We start from the raw sequence: 24,525 nt of genomic DNA, 5'->3' as shown, positions 1-24,525 counted from the left end.
GAGAATGAGCGCGACCAAAGACCAGCGGAGTGCGGCCTTGTTCACGACACGATTCCGGCTAGAGCGAGCAGATGATCGGTCTCGGGGCCTCTCACCAGGGCTGCAGCGGTCGCCGGATCGGTCGGGCCGAGGCCGAACGACGGGCAGTCCTTGGCCAGGACGCACACCCCGCACGCCGGCGTGCGGGAGTGGCAGACGCGTCGACCGTGGAAGATGACGCGATGGGAGAGCACGGTCCACTCTTTCCGCTCGATCAGCGCGCCGACGGCGTGCTCCACCTTGACGGGGTCCTCTTCTTCGGTCCACTGCCAGCGCCGCACCAGTCGGCCGAAGTGGGTGTCGACGGTGATGCCGGGAACGTCGAACGCGTTGCCGAGCACGACGTTGGCCGTCTTCCGGCCGATGCCGGGCAACGTCACCAGATCCTTCAACGATGCGGGGACTTCGCCGTCGAAGTTCTCGAGCAACTTCTGACCCAGCCCGATCAGCGAGTTGGCCTTGTTGCGGTAGAAGCCGGTGGTTCGGATGAACTCTTCGAGTTCGGTTCGGTCGGCTTCGGCGTAGTCGCGAGCTGTGCGGTATCTCACGAACAGGGCCGGAGTCACCATGTTGACGCGCTTGTCGGTGCACTGCGCCGAGAGGATGGTCGCGACGGCGAGTTCGAGGGGCGTGGTGAAGTCGAGTTCGCAGTAGACGTGCGGAAACGCGACCCCGAGCGTTCGGTTCATCCGCCGGGCCCGCCGCACGAGGCCGAGTCGCGTCTCCTCGCGTTTGCGCACGTCGGGGCGTTTCGGGGCTGTCGATTCCACGCCACAACTGTACGGACAAGAATGCGTAACGAACTACGCGAGCGCGCCGAGCTGTGTTTGTATCGAGACCTTTTCGGTGTTAACTGGCCGGTATGCAAGGACTCGCCGTGGTGCTCTTTCCGGTACTACTCATGCTCTTCGCACTCGCGATGGAGCGCGTCGAGTTCCGGCTCAGCAAGCTCGGCGTCCGGGAGCACGAAGTAGAGGAATTCCTCGATCAGGCGAGCAAGTCCGAGGTCGCCATACTGGCGAACGAGGGCTTCCCCCACGCCCTGGCTCGGTTCAACTCCCGCAAGCGTCACCAGACTCCTCCGCGCACGATCGACACGCGCGACGGCATGGTCGACCAACGGGCCAGTTGAGCACCCATTTGTCCGCATTCGGATGAATTTACGGTGAACGCGAACAGACGTACCGTTCCTCTGGCAACCTGTGGTGGCGTCGATCACTCGGTTTCGGCCGAGTCGAAGTAGACTCCCCTGAGGTAATTGTTGTGTTTGAACATTGCATCGGCATCGACGCCTGAATCGCAGCGCGATTCGGTGGTGAGACGAGTGTGTACAGACGCCTTCGGGGGTGCGGGTCACCGCATCGCCGACATCCCAAAAGGAGCGCAAGTGGACGACGTCCTGGCACGGGCCGGCATCTTCCAAGGAGTCGAACCCTCTGCGGTTGCGGCACTGACGAAGCAGCTGCAGCCTGTCGATTTCCCCCGGGGACACGTGGTGTTCAACGAGGGTGAGCCCGGAGACCGGCTCTACATCATCGTTTCCGGCAAGATCAAGCTCGGGCGACGCTCCCCCGACGGCCGCGAGAACTTGCTGACGATCATGGGACCGTCGGACATGTTCGGCGAGCTCTCCATCTTCGACCCCGGCCCTCGCACGTCCTCGGCCACCACGGTCACCGAGGTGCGCGCAGTCAGCATGGACCGCGCGGCCCTCAAGGACTGGATCGATCAGCGCCCCGAGATCGCCGAGCAGCTGCTGCGCGTCCTGGCTCGCCGGTTGCGTCGCACCAACAACAACCTGGCCGACCTCATCTTCACCGACGTCCCCGGACGCGTGGCCAAGGCGCTGCTGCAGCTCGCCCAGCGCTTCGGCACCCAGGAAGCGGGATCGCTGCGCGTCACCCACGACCTGACGCAGGAAGAGATCGCTCAGCTCGTCGGAGCGTCGCGCGAGACCGTCAACAAGGCACTGGCCGACTTCGCGCACCGCGGATGGCTGCGCCTCGAGGGCAAGTCCGTACTGATCTCGGACTCCGAGCGCCTGGCTCGCCGAGCTCGCTAGCTAGTTCTCCCTGAGGTAGGCCAGCTGCGTCTTGACCGACATCCGCGCAGCCGGCCACAACTTCTTGTCCACGTCCGAGTAGACGTGGCGCACCACCTGCATCGGTTTGGCGTCGTCTCCGATCTCGGCCAACGCCGCCCGCACCTGATCCAGCCGCTGCCGACGGTGAACGCGATACAGTCGCGCCACCTCGGCGGTGTCCGGTAGATCGGCCCCGTGCCCCGGCAACACCGTCTTGCCCGCACCGGCGGCCTCGAGCCGATCGAGCGAATTCAGATAGTCCGCGAGCGAGCCGTCCTTCGGGTCGAGCACCGTGGTGCCGCGGCCGAGGATCGTATCTCCCGTCAGGACCGCGTCGTCGAGCACGAAGCTCACCGAATCCGCCGTGTGACCGGGCGTGTGGAGCACTCGGATCCGTAGACCCGCCGCATCGATGACCTCGCCGTCCGCCAACCGCTCGCCGCCGCCGTGCAGGAACTTCTCCCCCACCGCCCGCACCGGTGCCCCTGTCTTGCGGTGAAACCGTTTCAACCCTGCCGTGTGATCGGCATGGCGATGGGTCACCAGGGTCAGCACCACCGTGCCCGACGCGGCGACGGCGTCGAGATGGGCCTTGTCCTTCGGACCCGGGTCGACGACGATGCACTCCTCCGAACCCGGTGCCCGCAGAATCCACGTGTTCGTTCCGTCGAGCGTCATCTTGCCCGGGTTCTCCGCGAGCAGAACCGACGCCGTGGGCGTCACGTGCCGGACCAGTCCGTAGGCGGGATGCGTCAAGTTCGAGTCGGCCATTGAAACACTGTAGGACGCCCACTGTTCTCGAGGTGGAACAGGACCGGTGCCGACGACTAACGTCGACGCATATGAAGATCGGACTCGTCGGAGCCGGCCCCTGGGCCCGCAAGACTCAGGCCCCCTCGCTGCTCGCCCATCCAGGAGTGGACTTCACCGGAGTGTGGGCCCGCAGACCGGACGCTGCGGCCGATTTGGGTGCACCCGTCTACGAGTCCTTCGACGCCCTGCTCGATGCCGTCGACACGGTGGCGTTCGCGGTACCACCGGCCGTGCAAGCCGGGTTCGCGCTCCGCGCCGCGCGAGCAGGCAAACATGTGTTGCTGGACAAGCCCATTGCCGCCACCGTGGCAGAGGCCGAAGAACTGGCCGAGGCCGTCACCACCGCCGGAGTTCGTTCGATGGTGACTCTGACACTCCGATTCGCCCCGGAGACAAGGCAATTCCTCGCCTCGACAGCGGGCCGCCCCTGGGCAGCCGGCTCCGGAACCTGGTTCTCCGGCGCCACTCTCGGCGGGGCGTACTCGGAATCGCAGTGGCGACACGACGACGGGGCGATCCTCGACATCGGGCCACACGTCTTCGATCTCCTCGACGCGGCACTGGGAACCATTGCGCGCGTTGCCTACTCGCACCGCGACGTGGCGTCGGACAGTTGGACCGTTCTACTCGAACACGAGGGCGGCGCGCGTAGCACCGTCCAATTGTCGCTGCGGACACCGGTCATGCCGTCGCTCATGCGGATCGAGCTGTCCGGACCCGCCGGAGTCGACACCTTCACCGACCGATCCACGTCGTCGACCGACTGTTACGCCGTACTGCTGGACGAGTTCCTCGAGTCGGTGGAATCGGGTGTCGACCACGAATGCTCGGTACACCGAGGACTGCACTTGCAGAGGGTGATTGATCGGGCGCGGGAGTGGGCACCCTGATCGTGTGACCACCATGGACGTCAAAGATGCGATGTTCCACTACACCTCGGCCCCGCATCGCTCGATGGACCAGTACACGACGTTCGTCTTCGACTCGGGGGACCACGAGCCACCGACGTTCGACGACGTCGTGGCCCACGTCGAGAGACGCGCTCGATTCGTTCCGAGACTGCAGATTCGCATCGGCGATGCGGTAGGTCTGTTGGAGTACCCCCGATGGATCAGGGACCCGACGCCGCCTCGTGACCACGTGGTCGACCACGATCTCTCCGACGGTCGTCACACACTGAATTCGTTTCTGGCCGAACGCGTGTGCGTTCCGGTCGATGCGACGACGCAGGCATGGACCGTGCACGTCGGCCGGGGCCTGTCGGGCGTCGACGGTATCCGCGGTGCGGCCACCGTCGTGATCGTTCAGGTCAGCCACGCATTGTCCGACGGGTCGGTCGGTACCCGCATCGTTCGCGCTCTCTTCGGACCGGACGAGCCGACCGACAACGTCACGTTCCCCGACGACCCTGCCGTCTCTCGTCCACGTCGCGTGCGAGATGCGGTCGTTGCGACGGCGCTCCTGCCCTACCGCTGGGCGCGGTCGCAGCGGCGGATGGGGCGGGCACAGCAGACGTATCTCGACGCCGTGCGGACCGGGGAGCTGGTTGCCCCCGCACCGGTCGAACCCACGCGCGTCAACGCCCATCCCGACGAAACAAGAGCGGTGCACGTCCTGCAGTTCCCGAAGTCGCAGTGGACAGGCGGGCCGGCCACCGTCACGGCTACCGCGCTCACCGCCGTCGGAGCGGCGTTGTCGGCGTATCTCGCTGCGCACGGAGAGAGGGACGGCACCCGCATCCGCGCCACGGTTCCCACCGCGATCGAGACGTCGGCGGCCTGGCCTGCCGTCAACCGAACCGTCCCGGCTGCCGTCGATCTGCATCCCGAGCTCACCGACGTGCCCGACCGAGCATCGGCAGTGGCGCATGCGCTGAACCTGCAGCGTGAACGCGTGAACGATCGCCGCCACATCGACGCCACTCGGTCGGCCGAGCTCTACCCGGCCGCGCTACTGCTCGGCTTCGGTCGCCGCGCCCGGCTCGTCGCCCCTCGCAGCGGTACGCCCGAGCGTGTCACCAGCCATACCGTGGTGACCAGCGTCAACCGAACCGGTCTGGACCTCGAGTTGGGGTCCAGCCGGGCCACCCTGTGCGCGGGGGTCGCGTCGCTGAGCCCGGGCTGCAGCATCACCCACGCCGTGTACGGATACGGGGACGTCGTCACCGTCTGTGTGACGGCCTGCCCGACGACGGTCCCCGATCACGCCGTGTATGCCGACCTGCTGCGTTCCGCAGTCGACGAGACCTGCGGTGCACTTCATGGGACGTCGACTACTGCAGTTCGACGATGAGCTCCACTTCCACCGACGCACCGAGCGGAAGTTCCGCGACGCCGACGGCCGAGCGGGCATGCTTGCCTGCGTCACCGAAAATCTCGCCGATGACGTTCGAGGCTCCGTTGACGACACCGGGCTGACCGGTGAAGCCCTCCGCCGAGGCCACGAAGCCCACGGCCTTGATCACGCGTGCGACCGAGTCGATACCGACCAACGCATGCACCGCGGCCAGCGCGTTCAACGCACAGATCCGCGCAGCTGCCGTGGCGTCCTCGGCCGACACATCGGCACCCACCTTGCCCACGGAGGTCAGGTTTCCGTCCACGATCGGCAGTTGACCGGAGGTGTAGACGAGCGAACCCACCTGTACAGCGGGGACGTACGCGGCCAGCGGCGGAACGACGTCGGGCAGCTCGATGCCCAGCTCGGAGAGGCGTTCGCTCCAGTTCGCCACGGCGTCAGCCCTTCGGACGCTTGAAGTACGCGACCAGTGTGTCGCCGCCGTTCGGTCCCGCCATGATCGTCACGAGCTCCCAGCCCTCGGAGCCGTAGTTGTCGAGAATCTGCTTGGTGGCGTGAATCAGCACCGGTGCGGTGAAGTACTCCCAGATGATCTTTTCGCTCATGACCCGAAGCCTATCGCCCACCGGAGTACGAGGGGTGCGTCACTGCGATCGGGTGATTCTCGGTTCTGTCGGACGACCGGCATCGCGTCTCTATATGGTCGAGGCGTGGGTACATCGAAGCAAGAGGGATGGCCGGCGAAGGCGGATGCCGCGCGGCTGCATTTCGTGTCCGGCAAGGGCGGTACCGGTAAGTCGACGGTCGCTGCCGCGCTGGCGTTGGCGCTGGCCGCGGGTGGCCGGCGAGTGTTGTTGGTGGAGGTCGAGGGCAGGCAGGGCATCGCGCAGCTGTTCGACGTGCCGCAGCTCCCGCCGGTGGAGACCCGCGTCGCCTCGGCGGACGGCGGCGGCGAGGTCTACGCGCTGGCGATCGACATCGAGACCGCGTTCCTCGAGTATCTCGACATGTTCTACAACCTCGGTTTCGCCGGCCGCGCGATGCGCAAGATCGGTGCCATCGAGTTCGCGACGACCATCGCGCCCGGCCTGCGTGACGTACTGCTGACCGGCAAGGTCAAGGAGTGCGTGGTGCGCACCGACAAGAAGGGCAACCGCGCGTACGACGAGGTGGTCGTCGATTCGCCGCCCACCGGCCGCATCGGAAACTTCCTCGACGTCACCAAGGCCATGGCCGACCTGGCCAAGGGCGGCCCGGTCCGCTCGCAGAGCGAGGGCGTGGTGCGGTTGCTGCATTCGTCGGACACCGTCGTGCACCTGGTCACCCTGCTCGAAGCATTGCCGGTGCAGGAGACGGCAGATGCGGTACGCGAGCTCGAAGCAGCCGACCTCCGCCTGGGCACGGTGATCGTCAACCGCACCGAGCCGACGTACCTGCCTGCCGACTCCCTCGAACCCATCGCCGAGGGCGAGATCGACGCCGTCGCAATTCAGGAGGGTCTGGCCAAGACCGGAATCACGTTGTCCGAAGCCGATTTCGCGGGTCTACTGACCGAATCGATCGAGCACGCGTCGACGCTGTCCGCTCAGGTGGAGAGCGCAACACAACTCGACGAACTCGACGTTGCACGCATGACGCTGCCGATGTTGGCCGACGGCGTCGACCTCGGCGGCTTGTACGAGCTCGCCGCCACGCTCGCAGAACAGGGTGTCCGATGACTCGACCAGCAGCAACCGAACTCGACGTCGACCGCATCCTCACCGACCCCGCGTCACGAATCGTCGTGGTCTGCGGCGCAGGCGGTGTCGGGAAGACCACCACCGCAGCGGCGATGGCTCTGCGTGCCGCCGAACAGGGCAGGCGTGTCGTCGTGCTGACCATCGATCCGGCTCGCCGGCTGGCCCAGGCCCTCGGGCTCGGCGACCTCGACAACAGCCCGCAGCCGGTGAAATTGGGTGCCGACGCCAAGGGCGAACTGCACGCGATGATGCTGAACATGCGGCGCACGTTCGACGAGATGGTCATCGAACATTCGACGCCGGAAAAGGCGGCGCAGGTTCTGGCCAACCCGTTCTATCAGACTGTGGCGTCGTCCTTTTCGGGCACGCAGGAGTACATGGCGATGGAGAAGCTGGGGCAGCTGTCCCTCGACGCGTCGTGGGATCTGATCGTGGTGGACACTCCGCCGTCGCGCAACGCGTTGGATTTCCTCGACGCTCCGCAACGGCTCGGGTCGTTTCTCGACGGTCGTTTCATCCGGCTGTTGACCGCTCCCGGACGAGGAATCACCCGCGTCGTCACCAGCGCGATGAGCCTGGCGATGCGCGGCGTCTCGACCGTCATCGGCAGCCAAATGCTCTCCGACGCTTCAGCTTTCGTGCAATCGCTGGATTCGATGTTCGGCGGTTTCCGCGAACGCGCCACGCGCACATACCAACTGCTGCGCGAGGACGGCACCAGTTTCCTCGTCGTCGCCGCTGCCGAGCCCGACGCATTGCGCGAGGCCGCGTTCTTCGTCGAGCGACTCTCCGCCGAGAACATGCCGCTGGCCGGACTGGTGGTGAACCGGACGCATCCGACGCTGTCGTCGGTGCAGGCCGATCACGCCGCCACTGCCGCCGATCTCCTGGACCGGATCGACGACCCCGGTGCCGAACTGACTGCTGCGGTGCTGCGTATCCACGCTCAACGCGCGGTGACCGCGGCGCGCGAGGTGCGGTTGCTCAAACGCTTCACCGGCGCGCACCCCCGCGTGCCCATCGTCGGTGTTCCGTCCCTGCCGTTCGAGGTCTCCGACCTCGCCGCACTACGCGCGGTGGCCGACCAGCTGACCCGCAGAGGCTGATCGGCCGTACCGGCAGGCGGTCAGATCGCCGCCTGCTGCTGACGCTGGGTCTCGAAGAATTCGGACCAGGAGTCGACCTCGGGGTGCTGCTTGAGCAGTGCCCTGCGCTGACGCTCCGTCATGCCACCCCACACACCGAACTCGACGCGGTTGTCGAGCGCATCCGCACCGCACTGCATCAGAACCGGGCAGTGCCGGCAGATGGTCGCGGCCTTGCGCTGCGCTGCACCCCGGACGAACAGCTGGTCCGGATCCGTGCCCTTGCACCGAGCGTGTGACACCCAAGCGATACGTGCTTCTGCTTCCTCTACATCGAGTCGCGTCGGCGCGGTTGTCGTGTGCATGGCGGATCCCCTTTACGTCTCGGTCGCCCTCACTGGGCGTCCTGGAGGCTCCGAGCAGTTTGTACCTCGGTGTCGAAGCACAAATTCTAGGAGCTGCCCCACATTCATTATCAAGTGTTATGCGAATCACACTGTGCTCATAATTTAGGTAAACCCGGCCCCGAATGCAAGACGGTGAGGTCACATTTCTGGTACGGGCGTCCCGAGCAGGGGCGCAGCGCACAACGCATGCGGGGCACTGCCGATCCGAACGAGGCACACGTACGCTGTGCTCTGTGTCAGTTGGAAAAACCGTGGCGAAGCTCGCCGGATGTTCAGCACTCGCCGGTGCATTGCTCGCCGGCGTGATGTTCCCCTTGGCCGGTGGGTTCGGGTTCGCGTCCAACCGCGCCGCCGATACCGTCGACAACGTCTCGGCCGAGTTGGTCGAGGGTGCCGTACCTGCTGTTTCGACGATGACCGACGTCAACGGCAACCCGATCGCGTGGCTGTACGAGCAGCGCCGCTTCGAGGTACCGAGCGACAAGATCTCCAACGAGATGAAGCTGGCCATCGTCTCCATCGAGGACCGGCGCTTCGCCGAGCACCAGGGCGTCGACTGGCAGGGCACACTGCGCGCGTTCCTGACCAACACCACCAGCGGCCAGGTCCAGCAGGGTGCATCGACCATCGACCAGCAGTACGTGAAGAACTATCAGCTACTGGTCGTGGCGAAGACCGACGCCGAGCGACGCGCCGCCATCGAGACGACGCCCGCCCGCAAGATCCGCGAGATCCGGATGGCGTTGACGCTCGACAAGGAACTGACCAAGGACGAGATCCTCACCCGCTACCTCAACCTGGTGCCGTTCGGTAATGCCTCGTTCGGCATCCAGGACGCGGCTCAGACGTACTTCGGCATCGATGCCAGCCAGCTCAGCGCCGTCCAGGCCGCGATGCTCGCCGGCATGGTCCAGTCCAGCTCGGCCCTCAACCCGTACACCAACGAAGAGGGTGTGATCGAGCGCAGGAACACCGTGCTCGACACGATGATCCAGAACCTCCCCGAGCGTGCGGCCGAGCTCACCGCACTCAAGGCCGAGCCCCTCGGCGTGCTGCCGGTCCCCCAGACCCTGCCCCGCGGCTGTATCGCCGCAGGAGACCGGGGATTCTTCTGCGACTACGCGTTGCAGTACCTCGCTCAGGCCGGAATCAGCCAGGAGCAAATAGACAAGGGTGGGTACCTCATCCGCACGACGCTCGACCCCGCGGTCCAGAACTCCACCAAGGCCGCGCTGGTCAGCAACACCAGCCCCTCGCTCGACGGCGTGGCGACGGTGATGAACGTCGTCGCCCCGGGCCAGGACCAGCACCGCGTCCTGGCGATGGGCAGCAGCCGCACCTACGGCCTCAACGCCGACGCCGACGAGACCGTGCAGCCGCAACCGCACTCCCTCGTGGGTAACGGAGCCGGCTCCATTTTCAAGATCTTCACCACGGCCGCCGCCATGGAACGCGGACTGGGCACCAGCGCAACGCTGCAGGTCCCCAAGCGCGTGGAGGTCAAGGGCGTCGGCGACGGTGGTGCTCGTAACTGCCCGGCCTCCACCTACTGCGTGGAGAACGCGGGCAACTACCCACCCGCGCTGTCCATCACCGACGCGCTGGCTCAGTCCCCCAACACGGCCTTCGTCAAGCTGATCGAGTCCGTCGGCGTCACGCCGACGGTCGACATGGCCGTCCGTCTCGGCCTGCGCTCGTACACGGACCCGGGTTCCTCGGGTGCCGAGCAGTCGATGGCCGATTTCCAGAAGAGTCAGAACCTCGGCTCGTTCACCCTCGGACCCACCTGGGTGAACCCGCTGGAGCTGTCCAACGTGGCCGCGACCTTGGCTTCCGGTGGCAAATGGTGCCCGCCGACCCCGATCGACTCGATCTTCGACCGCGACGGCAAGCCCGTTCCCGTCGCTCACCAGGCCTGCGAGCAGGTCGTCGAACCCGGTCTGGCGAACACCCTCGCCAACGCTATGAGCAAGGACGACCAGGCAGGTGGCACGTCCGCGTCCGCCGCTGCCTCGGCCGGCTGGAATCTGCCGATGTCCGGCAAGACCGGTACCACCGAGTCGAACCGATCCTCGGGCTTCCTCGGGTTCACCAACAATTACGCCGCCGCCGTGTACACCTACGGCGACTCACCGACGCCCAGCGAGATCTGCTCGTTCCCGCTTCGGCCCTGCGGTTCGGGAAACCTGTACGGCGGTAACGAACCCGCGAGAACCTGGTTCGACGCGATGAGCCCGATCGCCACCAACTTCGGGCCCGTCCAACTTCCACCGGTCGATCAGAAGTACGTCCGCGGTTCGGCCAACGGACAGGTACCCGACGTCACCGGCCAGAGCCAGTCGTCCGCGACGTCCACGCTGCAGGGTGCGGGCTTCCAGGTGACCGCGGTGACGACGGCCGATCAGGCTGCGCGCGGAACCGTGGTGTCGACGTCACCGTCGGGCAGTGCGGTTCCCGGATCGAACATCACGATCTACGTCAGTGACGGATCGGTTCGCCCGGCACCGGCTCCGGCCCCTGCCCTGCCGCCGGGTATCCAGATACCGGACCTGCCGCCGGGTATCCAGATACCGGCAATCCCCGGGCTCACCGCTCCTCGCTAGTGCCTGCGGCAGTGGTGTGGTTACGGCCCTCCTGGGGCACATAACCGCACCACTGCGCGGAGCGCACTACAGGCGGTCTTTGACGGCCTTCGACAGGCGGGATCCATCGGCCTTACCGACGGCGAGTCCCGACGCGATCTTCATGACCTGACCCATCTGCTTCATGGCCGGTCGCTCACCCAATTGTTCGGCGACCTGGGCGATGGCGGTGTCGACGATGGTGGCCAGTTCCTCGTCCGTCAGCGGAGTGGGCAGGTACTCGTTGATGATCTGCGCCTCGGCGTGCTCGTTGGCGGCGAGCTCGCCGCGACCGTTCTGCGTGTAGATCTCGGCCGATTCGCCGCGCTTCTTCGATTCCTTCGCCAGCACCTTCAGGACGTCGTCGTCGGTCAGTTCGTGGGCCTCCTTGCCGGAGACCTCCTCGGTCTGAATGGCGGCGAGGATCATGCGCAGCGTTGCCAGCCGGAGCTTGTCCTTCGCTTTCATCGCTGTGGTCAGGTCGGTTCGGATACGGGCCTTGAGTTCGGACATGGCAGAAACGCTACGCGGCCCAGCCGTCGGCTCGCGCGTCCATATCGGCTTGCTGCCGTATCGTGGACTGGGTGGCCGTTCACTTCAGTTCCTCGTTACTGCCAACCTCGGCGCAACTGCGCAGCGCTTCCACGCAGCTGCGGTCGGTTGCCGAGCACACGCGCGACGTCGTCAGAGCGGCACCGCTCAAGAGCTCGGTGATCGGGACGGCGGGTGCTGCGGCCTTGGGCATCGGCTACGCCACCCTCGTCGAGCGCAACGCGTTCACGCTCCGTGAGACGTCGATGGCGGTGCTCGAACCCGGCTCCGCGACGCTGCGAGTACTGCACATCAGCGACCTGCACATGATGCCGGGCCAGCGGATGAAGCAGAACTGGCTCCGCGAACTGGACCGCCTCGAACCCGACCTCGTGGTCAACACCGGCGACAATCTGTCGCACCAACGCGCCGTTCCCAGCGTCGTGCAGGCCCTCGGGCCGCTGCTGTCGCGTCCCGGACTGTTCGTGTTCGGCAGCAACGACTACTTCGCGCCCAAGCCGAAGAACCCCTTCAAGTACTTCGACAAGAACCACAAGCGCACGACGGGCGAGTCGCTGCCGTGGCGTGATCTGCGGGCTGCGTTCTCCGAACGCGGCTGGCTCGACGTGACGCATGTCCGCCGCGAACTCGAGGTCGCAGGCGTCCGGATCGCATCGGCGGGCGTCGACGATCCGCACCTGAAGCGCGATCGCTACGACACCATCGCCGGCCAGCCGAACCCGTTGGCAGATTTGCGCCTCGGCATCACCCACTCCCCCGAGCCCCGGGTGTTGGACAAGTTCGCACAGGACGGTTACGACCTCGTCCTCGCCGGGCACACCCACGGCGGCCAGCTGTGCCTGCCGTTCTACGGTGCGCTGGTGACGAACTGCGAGATCGACCGCTCCCGGGTCAAGGGTCCGTCCAAGTGGGGCGCGCACACGCAGCTCCACGTGTCCGCCGGTCTCGGGACCTCGCCGTACGCGCCTGCCCGCTTCTGCTGCCGCCCCGAAGCAACCCTGATCACGCTCACTCCCGCCCCCAGAAAGGGCCCGAAGGACGTCTCCGACGAGGGCGTTTCGCGTTCTGAGGCAGTCGTGAGTTAGACTTCTCCAGCGGTACACGGGGTGTGGCGCAGCTTGGTAGCGCGCTTCGTTCGGGACGAAGAGGTCGTGGGTTCGAATCCCGCCACCCCGACAGTTGGACCACGAAAAGGGACCCACTCGATTCAATCGAGCGGGTCCCTTTTCTTTGCCTGATCGGCGCTACTGTGAGGCATGCCGACCCCCACCCGCGTTCATGTCACCCATCGGTTCGCTTCGTCTCCCGACGCCGTCTTCGCCGCGCTGTCCGAACACGAGAACCTCGGCCCGTTGTTCCTGGCCAAGATCCGCCGGGTGCGCGACGGAGACACCTCCCGCAACGGCGTCGGATCGGCTCGTAGCCTGAAGCTGGGGCCACTCCCCGCGTTCGAGGAGACCACCACCGTCTCCGAGCCGAACACCCTCATCGAGTACCGCATCACCAAAGGTGGCCCGCTACGCGGTCATTGGGGTGTGCAGAAGCTGACCCCCACCACTGACGGCGGTACCGAACTCGACTACACAATCGGATTCGACGCCCCGATCCCCGGTCTCGCCGCGATCGTCGGCAAGGCACTGACGTCGAGCATCTCGAAGAACCTGCCGCGCTTGGCTCGGTAGCACAGCCGCACAACGACAAGACCCCGATCGATGGTCTCGATCGGGGTCTCGTCGTGTGTGCTCAGCTGGACGCAGCGCGCAGCTTCTCCAACAGTGGGCCGGCCGCTTCGGCCAGGAAGCGCTCCTGAGTTTCGTCGCCCACCTGCACCAGCGCGATGTCGGTGTAACCGGCCTCCCAGTACGGCTTCACGGCCTCGACGATCGCGTCCAGGTCCGGTCCGCACGGGATCGTGTCGGCCACATCCTCTTTCCTGACGAACTTCGTCGCACCGGCGAAACCAGCCGTCGTCGGCAGATCCGCGTTGACGGCCCAACCGCCGGCGAACCAGCGGAAACGGTCGTGTGCGCGATCGATGGCTGCATCCTTGTCGGGATCCCACGAAATGGGGATCTGGCCGATGGACCGCGCCGGTCCGTCGTGGTTGTCCGACCACGCCTTGACGAGATCAGCATCCGGTTCGGTAGCGATGAGGTGATCGCCGTACTCGGCGAACCTCGCCACGGCCTTCTCGCCGCCGGCTGCGATGCCGATCGGGACGCCGCCCTCGGGCAGGTCCCAGATCCGAGCCGAGTCGACGCGAAAGTGCTTGCCCTCGTAGGTGACCAGGCCACCGGCGTGCAGTGCGCGGATGATCTCGAGTGCCTCGACGAACATGTCCTGTCGCTTGTCGATGGACGGCCAGCCTTCACCCACGACGTGCTCGTTGAGGTTCTCGCCGCTGCCCAGGCCCAGAGTGAAACGTCCGTCGGCCAGGATCTGCAATGTCGCGGCCTTCTGGGCGACAACGGCCGGGTGGTACCGGATGATCGGGCACGTCACGTACGTCATCAGCTCGACGCGCTCGGTGGCCTGCGCGACCGCACCCAAAGTGGTCCACGCGTAAGGAGAGTGGCCCATGGACGAAAGCCACGGCGAGTAGTGGTCACTGCTGACCTCGAAGTCGAAGCCGACCTTCTCGGCTCCAACGGCGTACTTCACCAGCTCTTTGGGACCGCTCTGCTCGGTCATCAACGTGTATCCGAAATTGGTCATGCTGTTCTCCTAAATTGTTGCGACGGAACCGGCGTCGACTCGGTAGTTGGATCCGTTGACGAAGGACGCGCGATCCGAGCACAGGAACGTGATCACCGAGGCCACTTCCTCGGGTTCGCCGCGGCGTCCCAGTTCCATGTACGGACGCTCCTCGTCGAGGAAGCTCTCGATGGCGCCGTCTCTGTCGGTGCCCTTCTCCTCGGCTCGTTTGTCCATCATCGCGTCGGTCATCGGGGTGTGGATGAATGCGGGTGAGACCGCGTTGACGAGTAGGCCCTCCGACGCATAGCTGCGCGAAAGCCCCTTGGCCAGAGCCAGAACTCCGGCTTTGGCCGAGCAGTAGGGCAATTCGTCGTCGTACGGCTGCACGGCGTCCTCGGACGTCAACAGCACGATGCGCCCCCATCCACCGCGCCGGAGGGCGGGGAGAAACGCGCGCAGTAAGCGGACCGGGCCCATGAGGTCGATGTCGAGGGTGGAGCGCCACCCTTCCTCGTCGATCTCGTGGAACAGCCCCTGCGCGCCGGTGACGCCAGAGGACTGCACCAGAATGTCGATGTCGCCCACGGCCTGCTGCGTGCGCACTGCCAGGTTCTCGACGGCCTCGGTGTCGGTCACGTCCGCGGCGAACGCGAACAGCTGTCCCTCTGCTGCACCGAGTTTCGCGGCGGCCTCGTCCAACGAACTCTGGTCCTTGTCGCTGACGACCACCCGTACGCCCTCGGCCAGCAGCAGCTTCGCAGTGTGCCACCCGATGCCGGAGTCGGCTCCGGTCACCAGTGCGGCTCTACCGTCGATTCCCAAATCCATTCGATCCCACTTTGCGCTAGAGGTCGGTTGTCAGGCTGTGGCGTCGTGCGAACGGGCGATGGTCAACGCCGCATTCACCAGGGCCAGGTGGCTCAAGCCCTGCGGGAAGTTACCCAGAAACGACCCATCCGAAGCATCGATCATCTCGCTGTACAGCCCGACGTCGTTGGACATTTCCACCAACTGGTCCATCAGGGCCGTGGCCTCGTCGTCGCGGCCGACGCACGACAGCGCCGACACTCGCCAGAACGCGCAGGCCACGAACGTGACCTCCTCTTCGGACACTCCGCTGTAGCGGTACATCAACGGCCCGGCACCGAGCTCCTCGCCGAGCGCATCGATCGTGGCCGAAATACGTTCTCCGCGATCGAAATTCATCTCGGCTGCCAACAGCACCGACGCGTCGAGCCCGTCGGCACCCGGGTAAGCGAGGTAGGTCTGCCGCTCCTCGGACCAGCACTCGGTTTCGATGTACCGCCGTATGCACTCCTTCTCGGCCTTCCACCGATCCGGTATGCCCGGGATCTCCCCGGCTTCGGCCAGGTGCACCGCGCAGTCCAGCGCCTGCCAGCACCCCAGCTTCGAGCTCGTGTAGTGCTGCTCCACCTCGAGCTCCCAGATACCGGCATCCTTGCGCTGCCACGAGTCGCAGGCCTCGTCCGCGATGGTCGCCAACAGCCGGCCGGTTTGCGCGTCGAGAATGTTGCCCGCGTCCACGTACTGCCGAATGATCGAGAACAGGTCTCCGAAGATCATCAGCTGGAGTTGGTCCGCCGCGGCGTTACCGTTGACCACCGGTCCGATGCCGCGCCAGCCGGGCACGTCGGGCTGCTCTGTGCCGCCCGGCAATTCGCCGCCGAGGGTGTAGAACACGTTAACCAACGGACCGTTGACTCGAATGACCTTCAGCAGCCACGCGACCGCCGCATGGATTTCCTCACGCAGACCGAACCGTTGCAGCGCCCGAATGGTGTACGCGGCGTCCCGAACCCAGGCGTACCGGTAGTCCCAGTTCTTGCCACCGGTGCGATTCTCGGGCAGTGACGTGGTCGCTGCCGCCGCGATAGCACCGGATGGACTGTGCAGCAACAGCTTCAATGCCAACGCGCTACGAGCGACGTGCTTCGCCCACGGGCCCTCGTACGAGAACTCGTCCGACCAGACGCGCCAATTGTCGATGGTCCGGTCGATGCCCTCGTCGAGGTGTCGAGGATCCGGCAGCGGCAGTGGCTCGTTCTCGGTTCCGACCACACCGATGACGTGACGCGAACCAGAGCGCGTGGTGAAGACGCCGCTGATGTCGCGATCCGCGAGCTGCACGTCTTCGATCCCCAAAGTCCGGACTGCCAGCGTCAATCCGTCGACGCGCAGGACGGTTCCGTGCTCGGTGTCGTACGCCCACGGCGACGCGATACCGAGCATCGTGCCCGGTGCGACGGACCACGTCATGTCGACTGTTCCGTCGAGTCCGTCGATACGGCGTGCCAACTCCACCCACGGCAATCGCCCGGCCACACCGGTATTGAGCGAGTCGGTGATTCGGACGGTACCGCCGTCGGTGCGGAACGTGGTGGTCAGAACGTTTGTACCGGGCACGAATTCGCGCTCGACGGTGAACTCGCCTCTGGGCGTCAGTTCGATGTACCCACCGTGCGGGGCGTCGAGCAGCGAGGCGAACGGCGGTGGCGAATCGAGATTCGGTACCGGGAACCAATCGATGCGGCCGTCGTCGGCGATCATCGCGACGGTTCGGCCGTCACCGATCGCGCCGTAACTTTCGATGGGGACGTACCCGTCGACCCTCGGACAAGGCTTTCGGAAGTTGCTCAAGCACTTGCCTTGTCGGCAAGGACCGGGCTCTCGGCGAGGTGTTCCAGCAGATCGGCCGGGTCGTCGAACACTGCCACCGCACCCGCGTCGAGCAGCTCTGCGCGTGAGATACCGCCGCTCAACACGCCGATGGCCCGCACCCCTGCCCGGCCCGCGGATTCGATGTCCCACACGCTGTCTCCCACCATGATCGCGTGTTCGACGTCGACGCCGGCGCGCTCGAGCGCAACACCGATGATGTCGGGCTCCGGCTTCGCCACCTCGGCGTCCTCGCCGGACGTCACCACCGCTACCGAATCCTCGACCTCGAGCAGATCACGCAACGTCGACAGCTCGGACTCCGGAGCGGACGTCGCGAGCACCACGGTGACCTCGCGAGTACTCAGCTCTGCCAACAGCTCTCGTGCACCCGGCAGGATTTCCAAGGTCTTCGACGCCGCCGCGTAATACTCCCCGTGCAGGGTTTTCGCTTCCTGCGCGAGCGTGCTGTCGGATGAACCGACCAACGCTTCCAGCAACTTCGACCCGTCCATCCCGATACTGCGATGAATGCGCCACGACGACACCTCGTGCCCGGCATCGCGGAACGCGCGGGACCACGCGTCGACATGGACGTAATTGGAATCGACGAGCGTGCCGTCGATATCGAACAACACCGCGTCGACCTTCGGAGCACTTTCAGACATGGGCGTACGAATACCCATGGGCTGTACACGCAAACAAAACGGGCCCCTCACCACCGGTGAGGGGCCCGCATCGAATTCAGGTTTCAGCTGGCCTGGGCCTGCCACATCCAGTGCAGCTGCTCGAGCCGAGCAGTGATGGCGATGAGCAGGTCCTGCGTCACCGGGTCGGCTTCCGCGGTATCGGCGACGCGTCCACGCAGCCGGTCGACGACGGCAGCGATGTTGTCGACGATGGCCGGGACCACTTCGCTGTCCTGGGTCCACCCGGCACCGAATCCCTTGGTTCCTGCCGTCGAGGAGACGGTGGCTGCCCGGCCGTCCGGGCTGACACCGATAGCGGTGGCGCGCTCGGCCGCCTGATCGGTGAATTCACGTGCAGCAGTGACCAGTTCGTCGAGCTCGAGGTGCACGGACCGGAAGTTCTTGCCGATCACGTTCCAGTGCGCCTGCTTCGCGATGAGCGAGAGATCGATCAGGTCGACGACGGTGCCCTGCAGAGCGTCGCCCGCGATCTTCTGCTGACCTGCGTCGAGGGTGCTGGTGATGGGGTTCGTCATGATGTGGCCTCCCTGCCGTTGTACGACGGTGTGCATCGCACGTCATTATTGTGCTTCCGTCTGTATTGCACAACGGCGGCACCGCGCCGGTTGTTCCGGAATCGGCGTCGTTGTGACGCCGATCCCAGGAACGTGCGGATCAGACCTTGGCGGCCTCGTCGGCAGGATCGTCGATCGCGCCGGCACCGGTGGTGGGAGCGGTCTCGTTCTGCTGCGACCGAACACCTTCCTCGACCTTCTTGCCGAGCTCGGGGTCGACGTTGGTCCAGTACTCGAACACCCGGCTCAGAACCGGCTCGCTGACACCGTTGAGGACGTGTCCGACGATGTTCCCGACCAGACGCTCGCGCTGCGCATCGTCCATGACCTCGCGGACCAGGGCTCCCGCTTGCACGAAGTCGCCGTCCTCGGGGTGCTCGATGTAACCGGTGCGTACGAAACGAGGCTCGAAGTCCCACGCGCCGTCGTCGCCGTACTTGTTGGTGTCCGCCGATGGGCCGCCGAAGGAGTTCGGGGCGTAGACGGGCGTCTCCGGAGAGTTGAACGAGTACCGCATGTTGCCGTCCTTGGAGTACGAGTTGACCTCGGACTTCGGGGCGTTGACCGGCAGCTGCGCGTAGTTCGCTCCGATGCGGTACCGGTGTGCGTCGGCGTAGGAGAAGACCCGGCCGAGCAGCATCTTGTCGGGGCTGAAGCCGATGCCGGGCACGGTGTTGGACGGCTCGAACGAGCTCTGCTCGATCTGTGCGAAGAAGTTCTCCGGGTTGCGGTTCAAGGTCATCTTGCCGACCTCGATGAGCGGGTAATCCTTCTGCGACCAGACCTTCGTGAGGTCGAACGGGTTGTACTTGTAGTTCTCCGCCTCGTCGTACGGCATGAGCTGGACCTTGAGGGTCCAGCTGGGGAAGTCGCCGTTCTTGATGGACCCGAAAAGATCCTGACGGTGGTGGTCGGGTGACGTACCCGCAACCTCGTCGGCCTTGTCCTGCGTCAGGAAGTCGATGCCCTGATCGGTCTTGAAGTGGAACTTCACCCAGGTCTTCGTGCCGTCCTCGGCGATGAGCTGGTAGGTGTGCGAACCGAAACCGTCCATGTGGCGGAACGACTTCGGGATGCCGCGGTCACCCATGAGCCACGTGACCTGGTGCGCCGACTCGGGCGAGAGGGTCCAGAAGTCCCACTGCATGTTGTTGTCACGCAGACCGGAGTCGGGCATGCGCTTCTGGCTGCGGATGAAGTCCTGGAACTTGATCGGATCCTTGACGAAGAAGATCGGCGTGTTGTTGCCGACGAGGTCCCAGTTGCCTTCCTCGGTGTAGAACTTCAGCGAGAAGCCGCGCGGATCACGCCAGGTGTCGGGGCTACCCTGCTCGCCGGCGACGGTGGAGAACCGTGCCAGCATCTCGGTCTTCGCGCCGGGCTGCAACGCCTTCGCCTTGGTGTACTTGCTGATGTCACCGGTGATCTCGAGTTCGCCGAACGCGCCCGCGCCCTTGGCGTGCACGACGCGCTCCGGGACTCGCTCGCGGTTGAACTGCGCCATCTTTTCGATCAGGTAGTGATCGTGCAGCAGGATCGGGCCCTGTGCGCCGGCGGTGAGCGACTGATCGTCGCTGGCTACGGGGATTCCCGAGTTGCTGGTGGTGGGCTTGCTGGTGGTCGGCTTGGTCATACGAAGCCTCCTGATGGCTGTAGAGAGTCCGAGAGGGCTGTCCCGGACGAAATCTGTGCGGCCGAGGGCGCGGCCGGATTCTCATGGGGAATGCCCGTACTCACGCGGCATAAACCCTCGAGCTCGACCACCAGCATGCCATCAATCTGTACTAAGTCAAGAAAAGGACTGTCGTCAGGGCACCAGCCGCGCCTCACCCGTCCGCATCGAACCCGACACGATTTGCAACCCGAAATACGTGCCCGACGGCATCCAGCGATCGAGCGTCGGCCCCGACGCATCCACCTGCACCCGGGCCAACCTGGCTTTCCCCTTCAAGCTCGCGACGCCCAGAGCCGATCCGCCGAGCACCGGCTGCGCGAACCCGATCGAACCGCGCATCGGAAATGCGGGCCCGATGCCGCGGGAGCCGGTCCGCACCGACCAGTCCCCACCGCTGACCCCGGCCTTGTTCAGCACGTCGCCGTCGAACTCGGCCAGCACCTTGGGCAGATGCCAGTTGGTCCTGCCGCCGTGCACCGACGTCGCGGAATCGACGGCGATGAACGGCACAGACATGCGCGGAATCTTTCCGACGTCCCGGCGCAAAACCGGGCTCGCCAGTATCTCGCGGTAGGGACCGACGGGTGACGTCATGTAGTCGACGACCATGCACATCGTGATCGGCAACGTCTTCGCGCCGGCGGGAGCGAAATCCGACGACCGGGCGCGATGCCACCAGATCGTGGCCCGGACGTTCGCCGGCCACGGCGCGGCGGGGCTGACCGGCCAATCGGTGCGCTCGGTCTCGGACTCGGCGACGCTCCACATCAGGAGTCCCTCCCCACGACGGTCAGCGGCAGGCGCAGCGCGCCCGGCGCGGTCACCGGCACCACCGGGTTGGACGGCTGAACCGGTGCCACCTCGACATAACCCGAGCCGACGGCAGGCCTACGGTCCGGCTCACCCTTGTTGGGCCACAACGCCATTGCCCGCTCGGCCTGCGCGGTGATGGTCAGAGACGGATTGACGCCGAGGTTGGCGCTGACGGCAGACCCGTCGAGCACGTGCAAGCCCTCGTACCCGTACACCCGCTGGTAGCCGTCGATCACACCGGTATTCGGTGAATCACCGATGGCGCAGCCGCCGAGGAAGTGCGCGGTCATCGGAATGTTGACGATCTCGGCGATCGACCCGCCCGGATCGCCGCCGATCTTGTCGGCGAGCAACCTGATAGCCGTGTGCCCCTGCGGAATCCACTGCGGCGGCGGATCGCCCGCCCCGGGCCGACTCGTCAGACGACGCCCGAACGGCCCCTTCTTCGAGCCGAGTTCGAGGGAGTTGTCGTCGGTCTGCATCACCAGAGCGATGACAGTGCGTTCGGACCACCGATGGACCGACAGACTGCGGGCCGCCGCGCCGGGGTGACGCAGTGCCACTCCGAGCGTCTTGAGAATCCGCGGCACCTTGCCGCCGCCGTCACTGAGAACGGTCTGAAGCAGCCCGATCGCGTTGCTGCCCTTGCCGTATCGCACGGGTTCGATGTGCGTGTGATCGTCCGGGTGGAACGACGAGGTGATCGCCACTCCCTCGTGGTAGTCGACCTCGCGTCCGCGCGCCGTTGCGGCCAGCACGGCCTCGGAGTTGGTACGTACCAACGAACCGATCTTGTTCGACAGCCGCGGCAACGAACCCTTCTCCTTCGCGGCGAGCATGAGCTTCTGCGTTCCATAGGTGCCCGCCGAGAAGACCACCTGATCGGCAGTGATCGTCTTCTCCTTGCGGCGCAGCTTGCCGCCGGTGCGGCGCGTCACGACGTCGTAGCCGCTGCCGTTCGGGCGGACGTCCACGACGGTCGTCAGCGGAAGAATGTGTGCGCCTGCACGTTCGGCGAGATAGAGGTAATTCTTGACGAGGGTGTTCTTCGCGCCGACGCGGCAACCCGTCATGCACGAACCACACTCGGTGCACCCGGTCCGCTCGGGGCCGGCACCGCCGAAGAACGGGTCGGGTGCGGTCTTGCCACGGTCACCGAAGTAGACGCCCACCGGAGTAGAGGTGAACGTGTCGCCCACGCCCATGTCCTCGGCGACCTCCTTCATGACCTTGTCCGAGGCAGTGATCGTCGGGTTCGTCTCGACCCCGAGCATCCGACGCGCCTGGTCGTAATACGGATTCAGTTCACGCTTCCAGTCCGTGATGGCACCCCACTGCGGGTCCTCGAAGAACTTCGTCGGCGGCTGGTACAGCGTGTTGGCGTAGTTGAGCGAGCCTCCGCCGACGCCTGCCCCCGCCATCACCAGCACGTCGGGCAACAGATGGATACGTTGGACGCCGTAGCAGCCGAGCGCCGGAGCCCACAGGTACTTACGCAAACGCCAACTGGTCTTGGGCAATTCGTGATCGGCGAACCGTCGGCCGGATTCCAGCACCGCCACCCGGTAGCCCTTCTCGACGGCCCGCAGAGCGGCGACGCTGCCGCCGAACCCGGAGCCGATGATCAGTACGTCGTAGTCGCTCATGCGGAAACCGCCTTCTTGTCTGATTCACGGGTGTCGGAGACGAGTCGGTAATTCGAGGTGTCGAACGTTCGCGTCTTGTTGCGGAACCGGAACGTGTACGTGGGCCACATCGTCGAGTTGCGTCCGTTGGCGTCGAGGTACCAGCTCGAGCAGCCGCCGGCATTCCAGACCGTGCCGTCGAGAGAAGAGTCGACCCACGAGTTGTGCTGCTGCTGAGCGGATTCGGACACCTCGACGGCGGTTGCATGATGGTCCCGCATCTCGCTGAGCGCCGAGACGACGTAATTGGCCTGCGACTCGAGCATGTAGACGATCGAACTGTGCCCGAGATTGGTGTTGGGGCCGTACATCAGGAAGAGGTTCGGGAACCCGGCGACGGTGGTGCCCAGGTGGGCCTGCGGGCTACCGCCCCAGCGCTCCGCGAGCGTACGACCATCGCTGCCGCGCAACAGATGCGACACCGGCGGTTCGGTCGGGGTGAACCCCGTCGCGAAGATGATGGTGTCCACCTCGTAGTTGCGGCCCGACGCGTCGACGACGCCGTTCTCGGTCACCGACGTCAGGCCCGATGTCACCAGGTCGACGTCGGGTCGATCCAGCGTCCGCAGCCAATCATTGGACAGCAGAAGACGTTTGCAGCCGGGTGCGTAGTCGGGGGTCAGAGCCGCCCTCTTCGTCGGGTTCTTGACCTGACGCTTCAGATTGGCCTTCGCGAATGCCTTGACGGCGGGCAACATCCACGGATTGTCGGCCAGAACGGTCACATATGCCTCGCGGTACCCGTAGATGATGCCGCGAACCGCGCGATGAGCCGCGGGGACCTTCCCGTACAGAGTCCGCTCGACCCGGCCGATGGTGCGGTCCAGGCGCGGGATGACCCAGGCCGGTGTGCGTTGAAAGACGGTGAGCCGCTGGGCCTTGTCGACGATCTCGGGCACGAACTGCACCGCCGACGCTCCAGTGCCGATCACGGCGACGCGCTCTCCGGTGAGATCGTGCTCGTGGTTCCACGTCGCGGAGTGGAACACAGTTCCCTGGAATGTGTCGATGCCCGGGACGTCCGGGATCTTCGGCGTCGACAGTGCGCCGGTGGCAGCTATGAGAACTCTGACGCTCGCCGCGCCCTTCGAGGTCTGCACGGTCCACCGCTGGTCCGTGTCACTCCAATCGGCCGACAGCAGTTCGCAATCGGTGACGATGCGATCCCGCAGGTTCAGCCGCTCGACCACCGATTGGAGGTAGTCGAACAGCTCCGGTTGGCGCGCGAAGGTGTGACTCCACTTCGGGCTCGGCGCGAACGAGAACGAGTACAACGACGTCGGGACATCGCACGCACACCCGGGGTAAGTGTTGTCCCGCCATGTGCCGCCCACCTCCGACGCTCGCTCGATGACGGTCACGTCGGCACTCGGATCGGCGGCGAGGATCTTCGCCACCGCGGCGAGGCCGGCGAAACCGGCTCCGACGACGAGCACGTCGAGTTGTTGGGGCAGTGCAGAATTCACGAGTCCATCACCTTTTCGGACCAGACGGGGAGGAGCCGTCCGCGCAGCTGCGCGTCGGCTTCGGGGGTACGGAACAGAGCCGATACAGCGAGCCCGCGTGCCAGCTCGACGCTGAGCTCGATGGACTCGGTGGACATGCGGCTACCCATGACGATCTGAGCGCCGCTCTGAATGGCCTCGGCGACGCGTCGTTCGAGCGGAACCATGGCCTCGTGCAGAGCCGGATCGGTGCGGGCCGCGACCCACAGCTCGAGCGCGGCATAGAACAGCGGGCCCGAGAACGCGTCGACGAGGATCTCCGGTCCGCGTTCCGGATCGGGCTCGGCTTCCAAGATTTCGGACAGGCGGCGGTCGACGAGATGCTCGACGGCCGCGGTCACCAACGTCTCCTTGGTAGGGAAGTGGTGCAGCTGCGCTCCACGGGATACTCCGGCACGCCGCGCGATCTCCTGCGTGCTGGTCTTCGAGAAACCCAGCTCGACGAGGCACTCGATGGCTGCATCGAGCAACTTTGCGCGGGTCCCCGCGGTGCGTTCGGCCTGCGTGCGGCGCGGGGTAGGCGCGCCGTCGCTGAGCTCTGTGTCGGTAGTCACACTTCGCACAGTAGCGTCA

The 24,525-nt window shown here is 65.6% G+C and carries 25 protein-coding genes and 1 tRNA gene; 10 read left to right on the top strand and 16 right to left on the bottom strand.

Annotated elements, in window-relative coordinates:
• Positions 1-41: 41 nt before the first annotated feature.
• Positions 42-728 (bottom strand): endonuclease III, encoded by a 687-nt coding sequence (gene nth / locus J2X62_RS17105; protein ID WP_205912677.1) that lies wholly within the window; start codon positions 726-728, stop codon positions 42-44.
• Positions 729-901: 173 nt separating this feature from the next.
• Here nth and J2X62_RS17100 point away from each other — a divergent pair, with 173 nt between their 5' ends.
• Positions 902-1,171, top strand: coding sequence for a hypothetical protein (locus J2X62_RS17100; protein ID WP_310182123.1), 270 nt, complete (start codon positions 902-904; stop codon positions 1,169-1,171).
• A gap of 255 nt (positions 1,172-1,426) precedes the next feature.
• A complete protein-coding gene (locus J2X62_RS17095) occupies positions 1,427-2,101 on the top strand; it encodes a Crp/Fnr family transcriptional regulator (RefSeq protein WP_027494494.1) in 675 nt (224 codons plus the stop codon).
• Here the strand turns inward: J2X62_RS17095 and J2X62_RS17090 are convergent, their stop codons facing one another.
• Positions 2,102-2,893, bottom strand: coding sequence for an MBL fold metallo-hydrolase (locus J2X62_RS17090; RefSeq protein ID WP_310182120.1), 792 nt, complete (start codon positions 2,891-2,893; stop codon positions 2,102-2,104).
• Positions 2,894-2,964: 71 nt separating this feature from the next.
• Here J2X62_RS17090 and J2X62_RS17085 point away from each other — a divergent pair, with 71 nt between their 5' ends.
• Positions 2,965-3,825: a Gfo/Idh/MocA family protein gene (locus J2X62_RS17085; RefSeq protein ID WP_167327181.1), complete on the top strand. Its 861-nt coding sequence runs from the start codon at positions 2,965-2,967 to the stop codon at positions 3,823-3,825.
• 13 nt (positions 3,826-3,838) lie between these two features.
• Entirely contained in the window at positions 3,839-5,227 is a 1,389-nt protein-coding gene (locus J2X62_RS17080) for a wax ester/triacylglycerol synthase domain-containing protein (RefSeq protein ID WP_310182456.1), read from the top strand.
• Here J2X62_RS17080 and J2X62_RS17075 read toward each other — a convergent pair.
• Together J2X62_RS17075 and J2X62_RS17070 are read right to left on the bottom strand one after the other, a co-directional pair.
• Complete coding sequence (locus J2X62_RS17075; protein WP_027494498.1) at positions 5,208-5,666, bottom strand: RidA family protein; 459 nt, start codon at positions 5,664-5,666, stop codon at positions 5,208-5,210. The two genes, J2X62_RS17080 and J2X62_RS17075, sit on opposite strands and share 20 nt — an antisense overlap.
• A 4-nt stretch (positions 5,667-5,670) precedes the next feature.
• Positions 5,671-5,838 carry a DUF4177 domain-containing protein gene (locus J2X62_RS17070; protein ID WP_072691993.1) on the bottom strand — a complete coding sequence of 56 codons (168 nt, stop codon included), beginning with the start codon at positions 5,836-5,838 and terminating at the stop codon, positions 5,671-5,673.
• Between the two features lie 105 nt (positions 5,839-5,943).
• On the opposite strand from J2X62_RS17070, the gene J2X62_RS17065 reads away from it, so the two are divergent.
• The gene (locus tag J2X62_RS17065) at positions 5,944-6,951 is read left to right on the top strand and encodes an ArsA-related P-loop ATPase (RefSeq protein WP_027494499.1); all 1,008 of its coding nucleotides are present in this window, start codon (positions 5,944-5,946) and stop codon (positions 6,949-6,951) included.
• Positions 6,948-8,078, top strand: a complete 1,131-nt coding sequence (locus J2X62_RS17060) for an ArsA family ATPase (protein ID WP_027494500.1) — start codon at positions 6,948-6,950, stop codon at positions 8,076-8,078. The genes J2X62_RS17065 and J2X62_RS17060 overlap by 4 nt, the downstream gene beginning before the upstream one ends.
• Positions 8,079-8,098: 20 nt before the next feature.
• On the opposite strand, the gene J2X62_RS17055 is transcribed toward J2X62_RS17060, so the two are convergent.
• Positions 8,099-8,422, bottom strand: coding sequence for a WhiB family transcriptional regulator (locus J2X62_RS17055; RefSeq protein ID WP_008712729.1), 324 nt, complete (start codon positions 8,420-8,422; stop codon positions 8,099-8,101).
• A gap of 293 nt (positions 8,423-8,715) precedes the next feature.
• Between J2X62_RS17055 and J2X62_RS17050 the strand changes: the two genes are divergently transcribed.
• The gene (locus J2X62_RS17050) at positions 8,716-11,067 is read left to right on the top strand and encodes a penicillin-binding protein (protein ID WP_027494501.1); all 2,352 of its coding nucleotides are present in this window, start codon (positions 8,716-8,718) and stop codon (positions 11,065-11,067) included.
• A 66-nt stretch (positions 11,068-11,133) separates the two neighbouring features.
• Here the strand turns inward: J2X62_RS17050 and J2X62_RS17045 are convergent, their stop codons facing one another.
• On the bottom strand, positions 11,134-11,598 hold the full coding sequence (locus tag J2X62_RS17045) for a GatB/YqeY domain-containing protein (RefSeq protein ID WP_310182103.1): 465 nt from the start codon (positions 11,596-11,598) through the stop codon (positions 11,134-11,136).
• Between the two features lie 197 nt (positions 11,599-11,795).
• Between J2X62_RS17045 and J2X62_RS17040 the strand changes: the two genes are divergently transcribed.
• From J2X62_RS17040 to J2X62_RS17030, 3 genes are all read left to right on the top strand, one after another.
• Positions 11,796-12,722 carry a metallophosphoesterase gene (locus tag J2X62_RS17040; protein WP_228139376.1) on the top strand — a complete coding sequence of 309 codons (927 nt, stop codon included), beginning with the start codon at positions 11,796-11,798 and terminating at the stop codon, positions 12,720-12,722.
• 17 nt (positions 12,723-12,739) lie between these two features.
• Positions 12,740-12,813 (top strand) — tRNA-Pro (locus J2X62_RS17035).
• A gap of 80 nt (positions 12,814-12,893) precedes the next feature.
• Positions 12,894-13,319: an SRPBCC family protein gene (locus tag J2X62_RS17030; protein WP_310182101.1), complete on the top strand. Its 426-nt coding sequence runs from the start codon at positions 12,894-12,896 to the stop codon at positions 13,317-13,319.
• Positions 13,320-13,380: 61 nt separating this feature from the next.
• Here J2X62_RS17030 and J2X62_RS17025 read toward each other — a convergent pair whose 3' ends face one another.
• From J2X62_RS17025 to J2X62_RS16980, 10 genes are all read right to left on the bottom strand, one after another.
• Positions 13,381-14,352, bottom strand: coding sequence for an LLM class F420-dependent oxidoreductase (locus J2X62_RS17025; protein WP_032387954.1), 972 nt, complete (start codon positions 14,350-14,352; stop codon positions 13,381-13,383).
• A 9-nt stretch (positions 14,353-14,361) separates the two neighbouring features.
• Complete coding sequence (locus J2X62_RS17020; protein WP_027494507.1) at positions 14,362-15,162, bottom strand: SDR family NAD(P)-dependent oxidoreductase; 801 nt, start codon at positions 15,160-15,162, stop codon at positions 14,362-14,364.
• A 30-nt stretch (positions 15,163-15,192) separates the two neighbouring features.
• Positions 15,193-16,992, bottom strand: a complete 1,800-nt coding sequence (locus J2X62_RS17015) for a glycoside hydrolase family 15 protein (RefSeq protein ID WP_310182097.1) — start codon at positions 16,990-16,992, stop codon at positions 15,193-15,195.
• Entirely contained in the window at positions 16,989-17,678 is a 690-nt protein-coding gene (locus J2X62_RS17010; RefSeq protein WP_310182096.1) for an HAD family hydrolase, read from the bottom strand. Before J2X62_RS17010 ends, J2X62_RS17015 begins: the two co-directional genes overlap by 4 nt.
• An 83-nt stretch (positions 17,679-17,761) precedes the next feature.
• Positions 17,762-18,235: a Dps family protein gene (locus tag J2X62_RS17005; protein WP_027494510.1), complete on the bottom strand. Its 474-nt coding sequence runs from the start codon at positions 18,233-18,235 to the stop codon at positions 17,762-17,764.
• Between the two features lie 139 nt (positions 18,236-18,374).
• Positions 18,375-19,907 (bottom strand): catalase, encoded by a 1,533-nt coding sequence (locus J2X62_RS17000; RefSeq protein WP_027494511.1) that lies wholly within the window; start codon positions 19,905-19,907, stop codon positions 18,375-18,377.
• Positions 19,908-20,081: 174 nt separating this feature from the next.
• Positions 20,082-20,717 carry a hypothetical protein gene (locus J2X62_RS16995; protein ID WP_310182095.1) on the bottom strand — a complete coding sequence of 212 codons (636 nt, stop codon included), beginning with the start codon at positions 20,715-20,717 and terminating at the stop codon, positions 20,082-20,084.
• Positions 20,717-22,408: a GMC oxidoreductase gene (locus J2X62_RS16990; protein ID WP_032373786.1), complete on the bottom strand. Its 1,692-nt coding sequence runs from the start codon at positions 22,406-22,408 to the stop codon at positions 20,717-20,719. The genes J2X62_RS16995 and J2X62_RS16990 overlap by 1 nt, the downstream gene beginning before the upstream one ends.
• Entirely contained in the window at positions 22,405-23,913 is a 1,509-nt protein-coding gene (locus tag J2X62_RS16985) for an NAD(P)/FAD-dependent oxidoreductase (protein WP_310182094.1), read from the bottom strand. The genes J2X62_RS16990 and J2X62_RS16985 overlap by 4 nt, the downstream gene beginning before the upstream one ends.
• Positions 23,910-24,515 (bottom strand): TetR/AcrR family transcriptional regulator, encoded by a 606-nt coding sequence (locus J2X62_RS16980; protein ID WP_371128968.1) that lies wholly within the window; start codon positions 24,513-24,515, stop codon positions 23,910-23,912. The genes J2X62_RS16985 and J2X62_RS16980 overlap by 4 nt, the downstream gene beginning before the upstream one ends.
• Positions 24,516-24,525: the final 10 nt, after the last annotated feature.

It is taken from the genome of Rhodococcus sp. 3258 (assembly GCF_031456475.1).
In the GTDB taxonomy this organism is placed as follows: Bacteria; Actinomycetota; Actinomycetes; order Mycobacteriales; family Mycobacteriaceae; genus Rhodococcoides; species Rhodococcoides fascians.
Note: the sequence above shows the minus strand (reverse complement) of the source record. Positions and strands in the feature narration are given on the sequence as shown.